This window comes from Wocania ichthyoenteri Th78, from assembly GCF_000789235.1.
Classification (GTDB): domain Bacteria; phylum Bacteroidota; class Bacteroidia; order Flavobacteriales; family Flavobacteriaceae; genus Wocania_A; species Wocania_A ichthyoenteri.
In genome coordinates this window covers 1819169-1838840 of sequence record NZ_KN525716.1, presented here as the reverse complement: position 1 = coordinate 1838840, position 19672 = coordinate 1819169, and the positions used below count along the sequence as shown (strand labels likewise).

18 protein-coding genes are annotated in these 19672 nt (G+C 31.9%); 11 read left to right on the top strand and 7 right to left on the bottom strand.

All coding sequences use genetic code 11. The features are described from left to right. The 3 genes from RG22_RS07965 to RG22_RS07955 all read right to left on the bottom strand — a co-directional run bounded on the left by RG22_RS07965 (window position 1) and on the right by RG22_RS07955 (window position 2213). Window positions 1–810 (bottom strand): DUF1853 family protein, encoded by an 810-nt coding sequence (locus RG22_RS07965; RefSeq protein ID WP_034042272.1) that lies wholly within the window; start codon window positions 808–810, stop codon window positions 1–3. A 102-nt stretch (window positions 811–912) separates the two neighbouring features. Beyond that, on the bottom strand, window positions 913–1881 hold the full coding sequence (trpS, locus tag RG22_RS07960) for a tryptophan--tRNA ligase (protein WP_034042270.1): 969 nt from the start codon (window positions 1879–1881) through the stop codon (window positions 913–915). An 89-nt stretch (window positions 1882–1970) separates the two neighbouring features. Continuing rightward, window positions 1971–2213: a GlsB/YeaQ/YmgE family stress response membrane protein gene (locus tag RG22_RS07955; RefSeq protein ID WP_034042269.1), complete on the bottom strand. Its 243-nt coding sequence runs from the start codon at window positions 2211–2213 to the stop codon at window positions 1971–1973. Window positions 2214–2280: 67 nt separating this feature from the next. Between RG22_RS07955 and RG22_RS07950 the strand changes: the two genes are divergently transcribed. From RG22_RS07950 to RG22_RS07940, 3 genes are all read left to right on the top strand, one after another. Continuing rightward, on the top strand, window positions 2281–3018 hold the full coding sequence (locus tag RG22_RS07950) for a lysophospholipid acyltransferase family protein (RefSeq protein WP_034042267.1): 738 nt from the start codon (window positions 2281–2283) through the stop codon (window positions 3016–3018). Between the two features lie 278 nt (window positions 3019–3296). Next, window positions 3297–4940 carry a hypothetical protein gene (locus RG22_RS07945; RefSeq protein WP_156113363.1) on the top strand — a complete coding sequence of 548 codons (1644 nt, stop codon included), beginning with the start codon at window positions 3297–3299 and terminating at the stop codon, window positions 4938–4940. A gap of 10 nt (window positions 4941–4950) precedes the next feature. Continuing rightward, the gene (locus RG22_RS07940) at window positions 4951–5424 is read left to right on the top strand and encodes a hypothetical protein (RefSeq protein WP_034042263.1); all 474 of its coding nucleotides are present in this window, start codon (window positions 4951–4953) and stop codon (window positions 5422–5424) included. A gap of 433 nt (window positions 5425–5857) precedes the next feature. Here RG22_RS07940 and RG22_RS07935 read toward each other — a convergent pair whose 3' ends face one another. The 4 genes from RG22_RS07935 to recA all read right to left on the bottom strand — a co-directional run bounded on the left by RG22_RS07935 (window position 5858) and on the right by recA (window position 9526). After that, on the bottom strand, window positions 5858–7402 hold the full coding sequence (locus RG22_RS07935; RefSeq protein WP_034042262.1) for a hypothetical protein: 1545 nt from the start codon (window positions 7400–7402) through the stop codon (window positions 5858–5860). Then, window positions 7403–7945, bottom strand: a complete 543-nt coding sequence (locus RG22_RS07930; protein ID WP_034042261.1) for an RNA polymerase sigma factor — start codon at window positions 7943–7945, stop codon at window positions 7403–7405. Window positions 7946–7975: 30 nt separating this feature from the next. Then, window positions 7976–8386, bottom strand: coding sequence for a hypothetical protein (locus RG22_RS07925; RefSeq protein ID WP_034042260.1), 411 nt, complete (start codon window positions 8384–8386; stop codon window positions 7976–7978). 129 nt (window positions 8387–8515) lie between these two features. Continuing rightward, entirely contained in the window at window positions 8516–9526 is a 1011-nt protein-coding gene (recA, locus tag RG22_RS07920; RefSeq protein ID WP_034042258.1) for a recombinase RecA, read from the bottom strand. 283 nt (window positions 9527–9809) lie between these two features. On the opposite strand from recA, the gene trhO reads away from it, so the two are divergent. The 8 genes from trhO to RG22_RS18110 form a co-directional block, all read left to right on the top strand. Continuing rightward, on the top strand, window positions 9810–10877 hold the full coding sequence (trhO, locus tag RG22_RS07915) for an oxygen-dependent tRNA uridine(34) hydroxylase TrhO (protein ID WP_034042256.1): 1068 nt from the start codon (window positions 9810–9812) through the stop codon (window positions 10875–10877). A gap of 140 nt (window positions 10878–11017) precedes the next feature. After that, window positions 11018–12250 (top strand): PSP1 domain-containing protein, encoded by a 1233-nt coding sequence (locus RG22_RS07910; RefSeq protein WP_034042254.1) that lies wholly within the window; start codon window positions 11018–11020, stop codon window positions 12248–12250. Next, a complete protein-coding gene (locus RG22_RS07905) occupies window positions 12237–12731 on the top strand; it encodes a gliding motility lipoprotein GldH (protein WP_034042252.1) in 495 nt (164 codons plus the stop codon). Before RG22_RS07910 ends, RG22_RS07905 begins: the two co-directional genes overlap by 14 nt. 65 nt (window positions 12732–12796) lie before the next feature. Further along, the gene (locus RG22_RS07900) at window positions 12797–15145 is read left to right on the top strand and encodes a penicillin-binding protein 1A (RefSeq protein ID WP_034042251.1); all 2349 of its coding nucleotides are present in this window, start codon (window positions 12797–12799) and stop codon (window positions 15143–15145) included. A 137-nt stretch (window positions 15146–15282) separates the two neighbouring features. Further along, window positions 15283–15984: a CoA transferase subunit A gene (locus RG22_RS07895; protein WP_034042250.1), complete on the top strand. Its 702-nt coding sequence runs from the start codon at window positions 15283–15285 to the stop codon at window positions 15982–15984. A 2-nt stretch (window positions 15985–15986) separates the two neighbouring features. Next, window positions 15987–16640, top strand: a complete 654-nt coding sequence (locus tag RG22_RS07890; RefSeq protein WP_034042249.1) for a CoA transferase subunit B — start codon at window positions 15987–15989, stop codon at window positions 16638–16640. 174 nt (window positions 16641–16814) lie between these two features. Further along, on the top strand, window positions 16815–16937 hold the full coding sequence (locus RG22_RS18200; RefSeq protein WP_262507878.1) for a hypothetical protein: 123 nt from the start codon (window positions 16815–16817) through the stop codon (window positions 16935–16937). A 483-nt stretch (window positions 16938–17420) separates the two neighbouring features. Then, window positions 17421–19672 (top strand): M14 family zinc carboxypeptidase (locus RG22_RS18110; protein WP_244462131.1); only part of this gene is annotated, 2252 nt, incomplete at its 3' end.

Sequence of the window (19672 nt, the reverse complement as noted above, 5' to 3'; positions counted from 1 at the left end):
CTACCACCACACTAAAAAGAATTTTTTAAGTATACCGTTAGGAAATTTTATCCAACAAAGTGGTGAAAATTGTCTTTCCAAATAGGTGTCAGATGCCTTTTTAAAAGATTCGAAATTTGACCAATTTACGTTTGAATGCGTTGCTATAATCCAATCTATCTTTTTTGGAATATAAAATTTACAATCAGAAAACTGTTGCATCTGTTTTTTGTAAATATAGAACCCTGAAATACAATTTTGATTTAATGTTTTTAAAATGATTTTTTTCTGAAATGGAACAAACAATTGTGCTTTAAAATAGACTTGCTGTTCCATTTTAGCCGAATTCAAGTTTAGAGTTTTTAAATAATTTTTAGCTTCTTCAGAATGTAAAAGCGGCAATTGTTTTTGGCTTAGTTTTTTTAATTTTTCAACTAAAGCATCTTTTTTATTGGGACCGATAAAATGCTCAATTTCGGAAGCACCTATGGAATCATCATAAATATAAAACTTATAGATAATTTCTAAATGAATAGCTTTTTCATTTTTTAAAAGCAAACAATCCAGCTCGCCTAAAGTTGTTTTTCCATTTTGAATTTGAATATTTTCAGACAAAATAGAAATTAATTTTTCTTGCTGTAATTCAAAAGAAACTAAGCGTTCTATGTATTTTCCAAGACGCAATTTTTCATCAATTTCAATATCAATTTTTGTTGATTTAGATTTAATATAAAACTGCTTTAAATTAAAAACTGCATGTTGTTTCCATAAACAAGGTGTTTCTAGAAAACCATCATAACGTTTTAGAATGTCTTTTGTTTTTTGATGCATTTTAGAAAAAGTAAAAAATGAAAATCAATTATGAGGTTTTTAACCCAAAAAGACAATATTTAGGACAAGTATAGCGTTTATGTAATTGGTTAAAAAAGGGTGTTAATACCCAACCTTTTCTCTAACCCTATTCAAAACATTATCTGCAACAACTTTCGCTTTTTCAGCTCCAACTGCTAATGCAGCATCAATTTTGTTGAGGTTACTCATATAATAATTATAACGCTCGCGTTGTGTGGCAAATTTGTCAACAATCAATTCAAACAAGGCTTGTTTTGCGTGCCCATAACCATAGTTACCATTTTCGTAATTGGCTTTCATAGTTTTAATTTGAGCATCATTTGCCAATAAATTATAAATAGCAAAACAGTTACAAGTACTCCAATCTTTAGGTTCTTCAAGTGGGGTGCTATCGGTTTCAATAGACATGATTTGCTTGCGTAGTTTTTTATCATCTAAAAATATATTGATGATGTTATTTCTACTTTTGCTCATTTTCTCACCATCTGTTCCCGGAATAAGCATCGTGTTTTCTTGTATTTTTCCTTCGGGAAGCACAAAGGTTTCTCCCATTTTTGCATGAAAACGAGAGGCTACATCGCGTGTCATTTCAATATGCTGTAATTGATCTTTTCCAACAGGGATAATTTCGGCATCATATAACAAAATATCGGCAGCCATAAGCATGGGATATGCAAATAAACCAGAATTTACATCTTCTAATCTATCGGCTTTATCTTTAAAACTATGTGCCAAGGTTAAACGCTGATATGGAAAAAAACAACTTAGATACCATGATAATTCGGTTACTTGCGGCACATCACTTTGTCTGTAAAACACAGTTTTTTCAATATCTAATCCAAAGGCTAACCAGGTAGCAGCGGTAGAATACGTATTTGTGCGTAAAGTTTCGGCATCTTTAATTTGCGTTAATGTATGCAAATTTGCTATAAACAAAAACGAATCGTTCTCAGGAGTATTTGCCATGTCTATTGCAGGAATAATGGCACCTAAAATATTTCCTAAATGCGGTGTCCCTGTACTTTGTATTCCTGTAAGTATTCTTGCCATAGTTTTAATATAAAGCGCAAATTTAAAGATAAGTTACCCAATAAAAAAAGCGGCAACAGCCACTTTTTAAGAATATGTTAAATAAAGGTCTATTTTTTAAATAAACCAGCTATAAATAATATAACCGAAGCACCAATAGCACCTGTTAAAATGTCTCCAATAACACCATCAATAAAGTTAATGTTTAGTGTTGCAAAAAGCCAATTACCAACTAAGCCACCAATAATACCAATAACGATGTTTAGTAATAATCCAAAGCCACCGCCTTTCATTAGCTTTCCTGCTAACCAACCAGCAATGGCACCTATTAATAATGCATAAAGTAAACCCATAGTTTTTATGATTTTAAAGTTATTATGTTTTAAAGATAATCAATTTATAATAGTATTTTTGATGCAAATGAAAATTATAGAGTACACTTTTTGGACATTTTACCGTATTTGGTTCTACATTCTTGTAGCTTTACCAATACTGATTATGTTTCCTATTCTTTTAATTTCTATTCTAAAAGAGTCTTGGTATCCGTTCTTTTTTAAATTGGCACGTTTTTGGGCAAAAGTTATTTTAATTGGTATGGGATTTAGACCAATTATAGAGCGTGAACAAACGCCAGAAAAAAATAAAAGCTATATGTTTATTGCTAACCACACTTCTATGGCAGATATTATGCTCATGTTAGTTTCGGTTAAAAACCCGTTTGTTTTTGTTGGCAAAAAGGAGTTGGTTAAAATCCCTCTTTTTGGGTTTTTCTATAAACGCACTTGTATTTTGGTTGATAGAAGTTCTGCAAAAAGTAGACAAGCTGTTTTTTTAAGAGCGCAACGCCGATTACAAACTGGGGTAAGTATTTGTATTTTTCCTGAAGGTGGCGTACCCGAGGAACATATAGAATTAGATGAGTTTAAAGATGGCGCTTTTAGATTAGCAATTAATCATAAAATACCCATTGTGCCATTAACCTTTGCCGATAATAAAAAACGTTTTTCGTATACTTTTTTTAGCGGAGGTCCGGGAAAAATGCGTGTTAAAATTCATAAATTTTTGTCTACTGAAAATTTAACGGTTGATGACACAAAGGTTCTAAATGCAGAAGCGAGAAGTGCTATTTTAAAGCAATTAGAGACTTTTAACAGCTAAAAGAAGTCGCCTAAAGCGAAAAACTTTAACTGGAATATTAAAACTTTGAATCTTATTTTAATCCAAAAAATTTATAAAAAACACAACTTTTACGGGTTTCCCACAGCAGTAATTTAAGATATTCATTAAAACTCTGAAATTTTAACAAATACAAGTATTTTATTACAAAAAAAATGTTTTAGGTTTATAAAATAGCAATCCTCCCTCATTATTATTTAGTAGCATATAACTATTAGCTTTAATTATATATGCTTATGAAATTTAATTTTAAAAATTATTTGAAACTAGGAATTCTATTTTTTGGAATTTCTTTATTATTTAATAGCTGTCAAAAAGAAGGCTTTGACTCAAATCAAAACACTTCAGAAATTACTGTAAAGATTATAGATTTTAATGAAATTCAATCTAACAGTAAAGCTATAAGTAAATTACAAAAGTTTTCTTCTCAAAAGAATTCTAACAGAGATGTTTTATATAATGCTGAACAGGGCTTTTCTATAAACACAGATTACGTTAAGTACATTGAGAAAGAAGATTACCATTCTTATAATTTTTCCATAATAAGAGATAATCCTAATACTAATCAACTAGAGAATTTACTGTTATCTTTAAATAGTGAAGGTGGCTATAACGCTTACATTGTAACCTATGGATTTACAAAAGAAGAGTTTAGTAATGAAGTGTTTAATAATTTAGATGCTGACTTATTAAGTAGCAGAACTACACAATATCAATTAATTGATTTTGATACTTCATTTTTAAATAAAGGGTCAAAATCAAAAGCATCTAGTGCAAAAGGTGGCTGTGTTGAAGAATGGGTTGTAGTAGAAATAGATCTAGGTGATGAAGGTGAATTAGTAGGTGCAGGCAATGAGGAAGACCCAGAATTTATGTGGGTTTTAAAATCTTCCTACTGTTCTCCGGGAGGAGGTGCTTCATCAGGAGGAGATGGTGGTGGTCCTTCTGGTCCAGGTGGTGGAAGTTCAAGTGGAGGGGACACATCTAGTGGACCAGGTACAGACGATACCATATCTTCCCCAATTAATCAAGATGGAAGTGATGCAGAGTGTGCAGCTTCTCTTGATGTACTTAATGCATATTATAGTAAAAATTCTCCATTTAATGTTGATTTAAAAGAGATTACAAAAACACCTTGTGATAAAATCTCTACGGATGATATTCATAATGAGAAAATTTTGTGTGTTTATGACAAACTTACAAAGTCACCAAAATTTAAAACGTTATTTTTAGATACATTTGGAGAGAATAAGAATTTAAACGTTAAATTTGAATTAGCAGAAAATATTCCTGCTATACAACCGTCAACTAATCAGCCTACAGCAACTACACAAACAGAGGGGAAGTTAAATTTAGATGGTTCTATAAAAGAGCTAAATGTTACAATTAAAATTAATAAAACGAAAATAGGGGTTAGCGCTTTTTCACTTGCAACTGCAATTTTGCATGAATCCATTCATGCTTATTTACAAATCAAACATATTAATTGTAATGTCGGTACACCTGCTAAAGAAATTTTAAATGATCTTAACAACATGAGTTTTGGGGAGTTATTAAACACTTATTATGAGCCTTCTTGTGGTTCCCAATCTCAACATGAATTTATGTTTGATAATATGATTCCTACAATGTCTGAGGTTATGGCAGATATTAAGGATTCTTTAATACCTTTATCTCATCAGCAAGGAGCTGAAAATAATTACACATTTATAGATGAAGTTAATCCATCGGGGGATGAATTACCTTGGAACTGGGATCAATTTTATTATTATTTCAGTATGGTTGGGTTGCAAAATACAGATACCTTTAAACAAGAATTACCTGTGGGATCTAATGAAGAAAAGAACTATCAGACATACAAATCTGTTGGAGTTGGTGGGTTTTCAATAAATTGTAGTAACTAAATAAAATAAAATGAAATATTTAACCATTTTTCTTTGCTTTATAAGTACAACTGTTTTTTCTCAAGATTTAGAAAGGATAAAAAGCCAAGAAGTATTAATAGTTTATTTTGATACTGCTAAGGATTTATCCGTTGAGAAAAGAGAAAGCAAGCAGAAAAATGATATAGAGACAATATCCTATTACTATTATTTTATTGATAGTAAATATAATAAAGAATCTCTCTCGCTACATTATTGGACTTATTTGAATTTTGATGACCAATCAAATAATATAAAGGCTCTCAAGGTTTCCGTAAATAAAAGTTTTTTAAGGAAAAACAAAAGCATAATATTAACAAAGAAGGTTATAGATAAAATTGGTTATGCTGAAACTTTGAAGTTATTTAGTAAAGCAAAGAAAATATTATTAATTGATGGGGATGATGTAAAGAAGAAATTAATTACAATAAAGGAAGTAAGATATTTTCCTGAGATAATTATATAAAACAAGTAGTAAAAAAACAGTTAAATGCGGTTAATAGAGTTTATTACTTCTAATCAAAAAATAAAAAGGAGGATATTTGTGAAATTTAACACACTAATTTTTTTGCAGCTTAATAATTGGCTTTAATTCATTTTCTCAAGAAAATAAAATATTTTAAATCAAGAAGTGATTATAGTTTTGTATGATGATTATAAAAATTAAAAAACCAAAATCAAGTGGGATCATAATGTCAAAAATCAAGAAAAACATCATTATTGGTACTATTTTTACTTTAATTTAGTTGATAATCACCATCAAAGAGGTTCGGTATTTTTACATTGGAGAAAAATAATTCTTGGTTTTAAAAAATAAAAAACTGCTCTGGGGAGAGCAGTTTTTCTTGATATTGATTTCCGAGCTTAAAGGAAACCCATATCTAGATCTAACCAAAAACCTAAAACTTAATAGCAAATCCGGTATAAACCCCAATAAAATAAGGTTTAAAATTACCAGACGTATTATTAAACGTATTGATTTGATATTTGAACATAGGCTCAAAATTCAAATCTATTTTTTTTGAAACTTTATAATTTAATCCCACACCAAAATTAGCACTATAGCTTACATTGTTTATGTTATTAGCTTCTCCTAAAAGGGTTCGAGAACCAGAAACCTCTGAGAATATTTCATTTTTATTTAAAAAGAACGAGCTAAAACCACCAATTAAATTAACACCTAATTTTTTATTCGTAAGTGCATATTGAATTTCCAAAGGCACTTCAATGTATCCTATGTCTTGATTAATAGAAGTATTTGAACTTTTCGTAAAAGCTTCCGGACTTTTAGAAGAATTTAAACTATTACCACTAATTATTGAAACGGCATCAGCAGCAGTATTACTGTTTGTATTTACATTTTGTAATAAGTTAGAGCTAGAACTAATAGATTGAAAGACTACAACATTATTGGTATTGTAACCCAAATTAACTTTGTTTATACCCGTACGAATACTTAATTTATTATTAACAGCATAACTGGCTTTAATACCGTAACTCATATTAAGTTCGCCACTTTTCGAGTTGTTGTTAAATTGCGGATCTATTGAAGAACCTTCTCCTAAACTACTAAAATAAACAGGCGCAGCATTTGGGGCGATACTCCACCTATTTAATTTTTCGTCTTTCTCTTCTTCAATAATATCTTTGTTTTTATCTAATACTTCCTCAATGGTAAGCGTGTTTTCTTTGGTGCTGTTATCGGCAATAGCTTCGGTTTTGGTTATTGCGTCTGTCGAAATATCATCGGGTTTTACTTCCGCAATAGCGGTATTTTTTTTTGTTGAATTGTTAATTATATGCTTTGCTTTATTGATATCAATTTGGGGATTTTTATTTTGAATCGCCTTATTATTTTTTTCTTTTGAATTTTGAGTAATTACCGTTGTATTATCTGTTTTTACAATGACATCACCGATATTTGATTTTTTATTTGAAGGTAACTGCGATTTTTGTGTACCTTCATTTTTAAGTTTTGAAGAGGCATTTTCAGCAACAGATGTTTCGTTTGAAGGTGTAATATCTTTTTGAGTATTATCAATTTTAGTTTCTGAAGCTTTTTCAGCAGATTCTTTTTCTGTATTAGATCCTGCAATAGCATCATCTTCTATATCTATAATTTTATCTTCTTTTTCAATATTAATAGTCGAATTATTATCCTCAGTAGTATTAGATTTCTCAAGATTTATATCTTCAGTTTCAACAACCTGGTTTGTTGGAAGATCTTCAGAATCATTACCATTAAATAAACCACCAACAGTTAATAAAAGCAATAATAAAGCAGCAATACCAGCGTAACGCCACCAAATAGGAATAACACGTCGTTTCTTCTTTTTCTTATTTAATTTGGCTTCAATATTTTCCCAAACAGTATCGCTAGGAGTCGCTTCAAAATCTTTAAAACGCTCCTGAAATAATCTGTCTATATGTTTTTTATCACTCATTTATAAGGATTGTAAACTTTGTCTTGTTTTATGATTTTCAATAGTTTCTTTTAAAGCTTGTCTAGCACGAGCTAAATTAGATTTTGAAGTCCCTATATTTATACTTAGCATATCTGCTATTTCTTTATGCGAATAACCATCTAAAACATAAAGGTTAAATACTAATCTGTAACGATCTGGCAATTCTTGGATTATTTTTAAGAGATAATCTAAAGAGACATTATCTTCATCAATCTCTAATTCAACTTCATCGGCTACATTTTCATTTATAATATCAAAAACTTTTTCGTTTCGGTAGCGTTGCAAAACGGTGTTTATTGTTATTCGTTTTAACCAACCCTCAAAAGAGCCTTTACTTTTATATTGTTCTATTTTATCAAAAATTGTTAAAAAAGCATCTTGTAAATTATCTTCTGCTTCGGCATAGTTTCTCGAATACTTCAAGCATACAGAGAATAATTTACTCGAAAAGAGTTTGTATAATTCTCCTTGGGCTTTAGTATCATTAATTCTACAATTTTCTATGAGTTGGTTTAAACTCAAATTAAAACACGTATTTATTAATACTTAAACTTAATTTGTAACAGGCACTTCTATAATTAGGTATTGATCTTCTCCATTATCACCTTCACCTTGCCAAAACTTAAATATATATGATCCATTACTGGTAACAATAAAATTAAATGTTGCTTCTACTAATTCTTCTGTAAGTGTTTCACAACTATTATTATCAAATACATAATTAATAGCGGCAACAGTACGCTGATTATTTTCTTTTAAATAATAAAACTCTTTAAAAGAGTGACATGTTGAAGGTCTAAAATAAGAAACTGTTATGGGATAAACTTCACCTAAAGTAAACTCGTTAGGAATATCAACACTTTCTATTGGTAATATTTCAAAGCTATAATTTGTGCTATCATCATCAATACTGCATGACGCAAATAAAAATAAAGCTAAGCTTAGGGCGACTAACTTTTTCATTGCAAATAATTTTTAATTTTTCTGTTTAATACATGTTTTTGTATTTATAGATGCCAAATAAATTAAAAGGTTGCGTGTAATATTAATTTAATTATATAAAAAAAATCCCGAAAATTCGGGATTTTTTATTTATTCTGATGCTTTTAAAATGTTTCTAATTTTATCTTCGAGCTCGTCCATGAGTTCGGGGTTGTCTTTTATAATAGCTTTTACGGCATCTCGCCCTTGGCCAAGTTTAGTATCATCATAACTAAACCACGAGCCGCTTTTCTTAACTATTTCGTGCTCAACAGCTACATCTAAAATTTCTCCTACTTTGCTTACGCCTTCTCCATACATAATATCAAACTCTGCTAGTTTAAAAGGAGGAGCTACTTTATTTTTAACTACTTTTACTCTAGTTTTGTTTCCTAAAACATTACCGTTGCTATCTTTAATTTGAGTAGAACGTCTAATGTCTAATCTAACCGATGCATAAAATTTTAAAGCATTACCACCGGTTGTGGTTTCTGGGTTGCCAAACATAACACCAATTTTTTCACGTAATTGGTTAATAAAAATTACGGTACAATTGGTTTTACTAATAGACCCAGTAAGTTTTCTTAAAGCTTGAGACATTAAACGTGCATGTAAGCCCATTTTCGAGTCTCCCATTTCACCTTCAATTTCACTTTTAGGAGTTAGTGCAGCAACGGAATCTATAACCACAATATCAATAGCACCTGAGCGAATTAAATTATCGGCAATTTCTAAAGCTTGCTCGCCATTATCGGGTTGCGAGATTATTAAATTGTCAATGTCTACACCTAGTTTTTCTGCGTAAAATCGATCAAAAGCATGCTCTGCATCAATAAACGCAGCAATACCTCCCGCTTTTTGAGCTTCAGCAATAGCATGTAAAGTTAAAGTCGTTTTACCAGATGATTCTGGTCCGTAAATTTCTATTACACGACCACGTGGATAGCCACCAACGCCTAAGGCAATATCTAAACCTAAAGATCCCGATGGAATAGCATCAACATCTACAACTGCTTGGTCACTCATTTTCATTACGGTGCCTTTACCGTATGCTTTATCTAATTTATCTAATGTAAGTTTTAGTGCTTTTAATTTTGCTTCTTTTTCTTTTTCGTTGCTCATTTTCTGTTTTTCTGAAATTATGTATGCTAAAATACTATAAGTTTTTTCACAATACAATTTTATCACGCAACCTTTTTATACATTTTGCATCTATTAGTAAACGCAGGAAGATTTTGCTATGAAATTTACCTATTAATGGTTTGAATATAAACTAACTCGAACTGTTTTATAAAGCACTTTATGTAAATTAAAGTGCTTTTTTTATACAACATACTGCGCTATCCTTTTAAAATTGTATTTTTGTATTTTAAAATATTTTTTAACCTTAAAGCATTAGTATAGCATGCAACTGTACAATAAATTAAGCGCTAAAGAAAGAGCCGAATTAATCGAAAAAGCAGGTAAAGATCGATTAACACTTTCTTTTTATCAATACGCTAAAATTACCAATCCTCAAGAATTTAGAGATCAATTATTTATTGCTTGGAACGCTTTAGATGTTCTTGGTAGAATCTACGTAGCACACGAAGGTATTAATGGGCAACTATCACTTCCGGCAGATCGTTTTAACGAATTTAAAACACATTTAGATACTATCGATTTTTTAAAAGGTATTCGTTTAAATATTGCTGTAGAGCAAGATAATATGTCGTTTTTAAAACTTAAAGTAAAAGTGCGTCATAAAATTGTTGCAGATGGTTTAAACGATGATACTTTTGATGTTACCAACAAAGGCATTCATGTTGACGCAAATAAGTTTAACAGCCTTATTGAAGACGATAAAACGGTTTTGGTAGACATGCGAAACCATTACGAAAGTGAAATAGGTCATTTTAAAAATGCCGTTACTCCAGATGTTGATACGTTTAGAGAATCGTTAGACATAATTGAAGCCGATTTAAAAGATCATAAAGAAGATAAAAACCTAGTTATGTATTGCACCGGTGGTATTCGTTGCGAAAAAGCTAGCGCGTATTTTAAGCACAAAGGTTTTAAAAATGTGTATCAATTAGAAGGCGGTATTATTGAGTATACAAGACAAGTAAACGAAAAGCATTTAGAAAATAAATTTATTGGCAAAAATTTTGTTTTTGATGAACGCAGAGCTGAAAAAATTAGTGACGATGTTATTGCTTGTTGTCATCAATGTGGTAAACCTGCAGATATACATACTAATTGTGCTAATGATGCTTGCCATTTATTATTTATTCAATGTGATGCTTGTAAGGCAGAAATGAATAACTGCTGTTCAACCAATTGTAAAGACATACACGCATTACCCTTCGAAGAGCAAAAAGAACTCCGTAAAGGGCAAGGTAATAGTAATGATATTTTCAAAAAAGGACGTGCAGACCACCTGCCTTATAAAAAAGACTTAAGAAATATTTTTGAAGTTTTAAAAAAGAAATAAGCTCAAACTTCAACTAAAACCAACAACTATAAATTCTTTGTTTTAAGTCTTTAGAATAATCTTATATTTACGTTTCAAAAGATTTATAAACCTTCATTCGTAATAATTTGATTATTAACGGATTCAATATATAGAAATTTATGGCTTGTAACAGTTGTTCAACTGGAAAAGACGGTCAACCAAAAGGATGTAAAAACAATGGCACTTGCGGTACAGATAGTTGTAATAAACTAACTGTTTTCGATTGGCTATCAAACATGTCGCTTCCTAATGGCGAAAAACCTTTTAACTGGGTAGAAGTTCGTTTTAAAAATGGACGAAAAAACTACTATCATAATACCGAAAACTTAACACTAAGCATTGGCGATGTGGTTGCAACACAGGCGCAATCTGGTCATGATATTGGTATGGTTACCCTTACGGGGGAATTGGTGCGTGTTCAAATGAAACGCAAAAATATTTCAGAAACAGGCGACGACATTTTAAAAATTTACCGAAAAGCAAGTCAAAAAGATATTGATATTTGGTCGACAGCACGCGACAAAGAAGAAGCTATGAAGGTTAAGGCACGTCAATTTGCTATTGATTTGAAATTGCAGATGAAAATTTCAGATATCGAATTTCAAGGCGATGCTAGTAAAGCCACTTTTTACTATACAGCCGAAGAGCGAGTAGATTTTAGAGAGCTTATAAAACTATTTGCACGTGAGTTTAGAACACGTATAGAAATGAAACAAGTTGGGTTTCGACAAGAAGCTGCTAGACTTGGTGGTATTGGTTCTTGCGGAAGAGAGTTATGCTGCTCCACTTGGTTAACCGACTTTAGGTCGGTAAGCACATCGGCAGCGCGTTACCAGCAATTATCTTTAAATCCACAAAAATTAGCAGGACAATGTGGTAAGCTAAAATGTTGTTTAAATTACGAACTCGACACCTATTTAGATGCTTTAAAAGCATTTCCAAAAACGGATATAAAACTTAAAACCGAAAAAGGAACAGCAGTTTGCCAAAAAACCGATATTTTTAAAGGACACATGTGGTATGCTTACGAAGGGGAATGGATGAATTGGCATAAAATAACTACAGATCAAGCCAATGAAATTATTGAAGCCAATAAGAAAAATAAAAAAATAGCAAGCCTTGAAGAATACGCTTCAGACCTTATTGAAGATACTAAAACAGAGTTTGAGAACGTTGTAGGTCAAGATAGTTTAACAAGGTTCGATAGTCCAAAACGTAATAATAAACGTAGAAATAATAGAAAGAAAGGGAATCAGGCAAATAAAAACGCTAAGCCAAATAACCCAAATCAGAATAATAGAAACAAAAACAACAGAAGAAAACCTCAAAAAAACAAAAATGAAGCGAAGTAGTGCGGTATTGTTTTCTTTAGTTTTTTCTTTAGTATTAACATCATGCGATTCTAATCGTGTTTTCGACACTTACAAATCTGTTCCCAATGCGTGGCATAAAGATAGTATAGTAAGCTTTAAGGTTAATCCGCCAGATTCTACAAATGCTTATAATTTGTTTGTTAATTTAAGAAATACGAACGATTATAAATTTAACAATTTGTATTTAATAGTCGAAATGGTTTTTCCGCATGGTAAAACTTTAAAAGACACTTTAGAATATAAAATGGCAGATCCAAGCGGAAAACTTTTAGGTACAGGAATAACTGGTGTTAAAGAAAACAAGCTTTGGTATAAAGAACAAGTTGTTTTTAAAGAAGCAGGAGAATACATGGTTAACATTCAGCACGCCATGCGAGAAAACGGAAAAGTTAATGGCGTTGTTGATTTAGAAGGTGTTACAGATATTGGCTTTAGGATTGAAAAACCACAAAAAAATTAATGTCACTTCGAGTGATTCCGAAGCATGAGGAATTGTATCGAGAAGTATTTAATATTCAAAATTAAATGGCAAAAGCAAAAAAGAAACAAGCAAAAGCAAGTCAAGATTTTTCAAAATATATCCGTTGGTTTTGGATACTGTTTTCAGGAGGCATTCTTACGGTAATACTAATATTTTTAGCAGCTTCATGGGGTTGGCTTGGAGAGATGCCAGATCATACCCAATTAGAAAACCCTAAAACCCATTTGGCAACTGAAATTATTTCTGCTGATGGTGAAACCTTAGGAAAATTTTATTTTAATGATAATAGAACACCTGTAGGTTATGACGATTTATCTCAACATTTAGTAGATGCATTAATTGCTACTGAAGATGCCCGTTTTCATGAGCATTCTGGTATTGATGCCCGAGGCACATTAAGAGCCTTTGCCTTTTTAGGAAAAAGAGGAGGCGCCAGTACAATTTCTCAGCAATTAGCACGACAACTATTTATTGGTGTAAGATCCAAAAAATTGGATAAGTATACTCAAAAAATAAAAGAATGGGTTATCGCAACACGTTTAGAGCGCCAGTACACTAAAGAAGAGATTATGGCACAATATTTCAACATTTATGATTTTGGTAATAATGGTGATGGTATTCGAAGCGCATCTCGTATTTATTTTGATAAAGAACCTATTGACTTGGATATAAAAGAAGCTGCTATGTTGGTTGGGATGTTTGTTAATTCATCTCTTTATAACCCAAGAAGGAATTCAGTAGGTGTAAAAAACAGACGGAATGTGGTGTTGTCTCAGATGGAAAAATATGGTTACATAACTGAAACTATTAAAGATTCACTTCAAAAAACAGATTTAGATTTAAATTATACACCACAATCTCACCGTGATGGTATCGCAACTTATTTTAGAGGCTACCTTTCTGGTTTTATGAAAGATTGGATAAATAAGAACCCAAAACCAGATGGCACAAAATATAGTTTATATAATGATGGTTTAAAAATTTATACTACTATCGATTCTCGTATGCAAAAATATGCAGAAGACGCAGTACAACAACACATGCCTAGGCTACAAGCTGAGTTTTTCCATCAAAACACACCTGATAGAAATCCTACAGCACCATTTTTAGATTTAACTAAAGGCGCTATTGATACTTTACTACGAAATTCTATGAGGCAATCAGAGCGTAGGAGGCACATGAAGTACGATTTAAAAAAAACTGATAAAGAAATTGAAGCTTCATTTTATAAGCCAGTTCAAATGACTGTTTTCGAATGGAAAGATGGTAAGCCTTCAGAAAGAGATACTATAATGAAGCCTATCGATTCTATACGTTATTACAAATCGTTTTTACGACCAGGTATGATGTCTATGAACCCACAAACAGGTCATGTAAAAGCTTGGGTTGGCGGCATGAATTATAGACATTTTCAATACGATATGGTAAAGCAAGGTAAGCGTCAAATAGGCTCTACTTTTAAGCCTTTAGTTTATGCTACAGCCATAGATCAGTTGCATTTATCTCCTTGCGACGAATTTCCAGATACCCCTTTTTGTATAGAAGCAAATAAACATGGAAATGTAAAAGAATGGTGCCCTAAAAATTCTGGAGGCGATAATGATTATGGAGGAAACAGAACATTAAAAAACGCCTTAGCAAACTCTGTTAATACCATTACAGCTAGATTAATTGATAAAGTTGGACCACAAACCGTTGTAGACTTAGCTAGAAAATTAGGTATAGAGTCTGATATTCCTCCAGTGCCATCTATTGCTTTAGGAACTCCAGATTTAAGTGTATACGAAATGGTTGGCGCCTACTCAACCTTTGCTAATAAAGGCGTGTATACAAAACCTGTTATGGTAACTAGTATTGAAGATAAAAACGGTACTATTTTATATCAATTTACTCCAGAAACCAACGATGTTTTAAGCGAAGAAACCGCTTATGTTACTGTAAAACTTATGGAAGGTGTTACACAATCAGGTTCAGGAGCTCGTTTACGAACAAAAGGAGCAGATGCTTATAGACCAGATTATAGAGAAGTGGTTACAGGCTATCCTTACGAATTCGAGAATCCAATAGCTGGAAAAACAGGAACAACACAAAACCAAAGTGATGGGTGGTTTATGGGCATGGTGCCAAATTTGGTAACAGGTGTTTGGGTTGGCGGTGAAGAAAGATCTATACATTTTAAAAGTATTACTTACGGTCAAGGAGCAGCTATGGCATTACCAATTTGGGGTGTTTATATGAAAAGCTGTTACGCCGATGAAACTTTAAATATTTCTAAAGCAGACTTTGAAGAACCAACAAACCTTTCAATACTTGTTGATTGCTCTAAAGCTAAAGATAAAACTGTTATTGATGATGGAAGCGATGCTATTCCTGATGATTTAGATTTTAATTAATTCCATATTCTTATACATTTTATTTAATTGTATTCTTAAAATTTCAAGCCATTCTTTTAGAATGGTTTTTTATTTGATAATATTTTGATGTTATTATTCAATTATTCGTAATTTTATGCAACATAAAAAGAAACTTAATGATTAATAAGAAAGTAGCCAACGTTCAAGAAGCGCTTCAAGGCGTTAAAGATAATATGACTTTTATGCTTGGTGGTTTTGGACTTAGCGGAATCCCGGAAAATGCCATAGCAGAACTAGTAAAACTTGGAGTGAAAGAGTTAACCTGTATTTCTAATAATGCTGGAGTAGATGATTTTGGATTGGGCTTATTACTTCAAAAGAAACAAATAAAAAAAATGGTGTCGTCTTATGTGGGAGAAAATGATGAGTTTGAACGACAAATGCTTTCGGGAGAATTAGATGTTGAGTTAATACCTCAAGGTACATTAGCAGAACGTTGTCGTGCAGCACAAGCAGGTTTTCCTGCTATTTATACGCCTGCAGGTTTTGGGACAGAAGTTGCCGATGATAAAGAAACACGAGAATTTAATGGAAAAATGTATGTTTTAGAACATGCCTTTGATGCTGATTTTGCTTTTGTAAAAGCATGGAAAGGTGATGCGGCAGGTAATTTAATTTTTAAAGGTACTGCTAGAAATTTCAATCCAAACATGTGCGGTGCAGCAAAAATAACAGTCGCTGAGGTAGAAGAGTTAGTGCCTCTTGGAAGCCTAGATCCAAATCAAATACACATTCCAGGAATTTTTGTGCAACGTATTTTCCAAGGAGAAACATATGAAAAGCGCATTGAACAAAGAACAGTTAGACAAAGAGATTGATTATGTTAGATAAAACAGGTATAGCAAAGCGAATAGCTAAAGAAGTAAAAGATGGTTATTATGTTAATTTAGGAATTGGTATTCCTACGTTAGTTGCAAATTATGTGAGAAACGATATTGAAGTTGAATTTCAAAGTGAAAATGGTGTTTTAGGTATGGGGCCATTTCCTTTTGAAGGAGAAGAAGATGCTGATATTATTAACGCAGGTAAACAAACTATAACCACATTGCCAGGAGCTAGTTTTTTTGATTCTGCTATGAGCTTTTCAATGATTCGTGGTCAACATGTAGATTTAACCATTTTAGGAGCGATGGAAGTTGCTGAAAATGGGGATATTGCTAATTGGAAAATTCCAGGGCGTATGGTAAAAGGCATGGGAGGCGCCATGGATTTAGTTGCAAGTGCCGAAAACATTATTGTAGCCATGATGCATACTAATAAAAAAGGAGAGTCAAAATTATTAAAAAAATGTTCGCTACCATTAACTGGTGTTGGTTGTGTAAAAAAGGTAGTCACCAATTTAGCTGTTTTAGAAGTAACACAAAAAGGCTTTAAACTTTTAGAACGCGCTCCAGGAGTTACAGTTGAAGATATTAAAAACGCTACCCAAGGTACGTTGATTATTGAAGGCGATATTCCTGAAATGAGTTTGTAAAAAATAAGATGACCGACTAAAAGCATGTTAAATGTTAAAATAATTTACATTTTATCGATTTTATATGTTTTTAATCTGATTATTTAAAAATAAGTTCCATATTTACTGTCCCAAATTAACCAAGTCAAATTTAAGATTTTCCCAAATCTATCATTAAACTTAACCTACAGAATTATGGAATCAAATCTACCTGAACAACCTACATTTAATGAAAGCAAATTAAAAGAAACACTTAGAGAAAACTTAAGGTTTTTAAAAAGCTTGCTGTATTTAACTAAAAAAGTATTTATGCTATAATTTATAAGATAGCATAAATACTTTTTTAGTTTTATTAAAGATAATATCTACACTATTTAATTCCTTTTTATCACTTATGGTCTTAGCTAATAATTGAGCAAACATACATTTAGATCATCTAGTAAATTTAAAAATTTTGAGTTTTGCAAAAAAGCAGTTTCAAGCAAAAAATGATTCGTTGTATTATGATGAGTTTAATTTGTAAAACTATAGTTATATCTAGACTACTATTTCATTCTTCTATTTAATAAATTATAGATTATTTTGTTTACTATAAAAGCTTCGACCGCTGAGTTTTTTTTAGATTTATTGAATAATAATAATTTTTATAAAGAAAAAACACAAAAAGTAAGCTTTTTCTACATATAAATTATGGGTTATCCGTAAAAAACCATATTGAATAAAAATTATCCATAAAAAACATTTTTAATCTTTAAAAAACTACTATTTTCAAACTAACTTTTAACCAAATAGCCAACCATTATGAAAAAATTATTACTATCACTTGTAATCTTATTGAATGTTACTTTTGTGTTCTCTCAAAAGAATGATGCGCAGAAAGCAGAAAAATACTTGTCTACTAAAGGCGAATTAACCTTTACGTTTAAAGTTAGTAGCCAACATGAAATCGATAATTATACTAAAGACTTCTCTATAGTAAACTATGATTCGAAAACTAAAACGGTTAAGGCTTGGGCAAATGAAAAACAATTTAGAGTATTTGAATCTAAAAACATTCCTTTTCAAGTCCCAGTGAGCGAAAATGAAGTAGATGCAAATTTAATTTATGATAATAAATCTAAATCTTCAAAAGGTCTTTCGGCAAAAGGTCTTGCCAACACGCTTACTTTTCCTGTGGCTAATTATCCAACTTATGCTCAATATGCTCAACAAATGCAGGATTTTGAAAATGATTACCCTACTTTGGTTGATAAATTTAGTATTGGTACAACGACTCAAGGCGACAAAGAATTATTATTTGTGAAAATATCAGATAATGTTGCAACTGACGAGCAAGAACCAAAACTATTGTTTACTTCATCTATGCATGGTGATGAAATTGCAGGCTATCCTATGATGTTAAGTTTAATAGATTATATTTTAACGGTATATTCAAATCCTGGACATGCAGATCATGCAAGAGTTAAAAACTTAGTAGAAAATGCTGAAATTTGGATTAACCCTAACGCTAATCCAGATGGAACATATCATAATAGTACTAGCAATACTTCGGTTGTCAATGCCAGAAGGGGCAATGCTAATAACGTAGATTTAAATAGAAATTATCCTGATAACGTACAAGGAGCTCATACCGATGGCAATGCGTACCAAACAGAAACTTTAGCGTTTATGGCTCTGGCCGATGCAAATCATTTTGTTATTTCTGCCAATTTTCATGGTGGTACCGAATTGGTAAACTATCCTTTTGATAATGCTTATGTTAGTCAATACACACATCCTGACGGGAATTGGTTTGAATTTACAGGTGTTGAATATGCAACTCATGCGCAAAATGATAGCGATGCTTTAGGAGATACAACATACATGACCGCTGATGATGACAGTAATGTCTACCCTAGCCCTGGTGTAACTCATGGTGCAGAATGGTATCGTGTTTACGGAGGCAGACAAGATTTTATGAACTTTTACCACCAGTGTAGAGAGATTACTGTAGAACTATCGGATACCAAAATTTTACCCGAAAGCCAATTGGTAAATTATTGGCTTTACAATCGTGATGCATTGTTAGATTATTTAACTCAAGGCACTTATGGTTTTAGAGGAGCTGTAAAAGATGCTAATACAAACAATCCTATTGATGCCACAGTAACTATTGTTGGTCATGATGCTTATGGTTCGCATACTGTAACAGATATTTCTCACGGCGATTATTATAGGCCAATAAAAGCAGGAACCTATGATATTCTTTTTGAAGCACCTTGCTACCAATCAGCTACTTTAACTGGTCAAACAATTTCAGATTATCAAACGATTACTTTAGCAGATGTTTTATTAACACCAATTGGAGCAGTTGCTCCTACGGGATTAAATGCTTTTAATTTAGGTGCAACATCTGTATCATTAAGTTGGGATGCTACTTCTGGTGCAACTTATGATTTAAGGTATAGAGAAGTGGGATCGTCTACTTGGACAGATGTAAACGGGCTAACAGATGCTTCTACTAATTTAACAGGTTTAACCGCCCTAACACAATACGAAGCTCAAGTTAGAAGTAATTGTAATGGAGGAAGTAGTTCGCCTTATAGTGCTTCTGTCAATTTTACAACTACAAATGTGCAGTTAAATTATTGTGATTCTGCTAGCACGAATGTTAACGATGAATATATTGGCAGAGTACAATTAAATACTATTGATAATAGTTCTGGCGCACAATTCTATACTGATTTTACAAGTGTTTCAACAACGTTAACTAAAGACACTCAATTTACAATTATAGTTACACCAACTTGGACAGGAACGGTTTATAATGAAGGATATTCTGTTTGGATTGATTATAATATTGATGGTGATTTTGATGATGCTGGCGAACAAGTTTGGACTAATGCTCGAACTAAAACAACACCAGTTAGTGGGGATTTTACCATACCATCTGGAGCAGTTGAAGGTTCTACAAGAATGCGTGTTTCCATGAAGTATAATGCGATTCCAACAGCTTGCGAATCATTTCAATATGGAGAAGTAGAAGATTACACAGTAATTATTCAAAGTTTAAT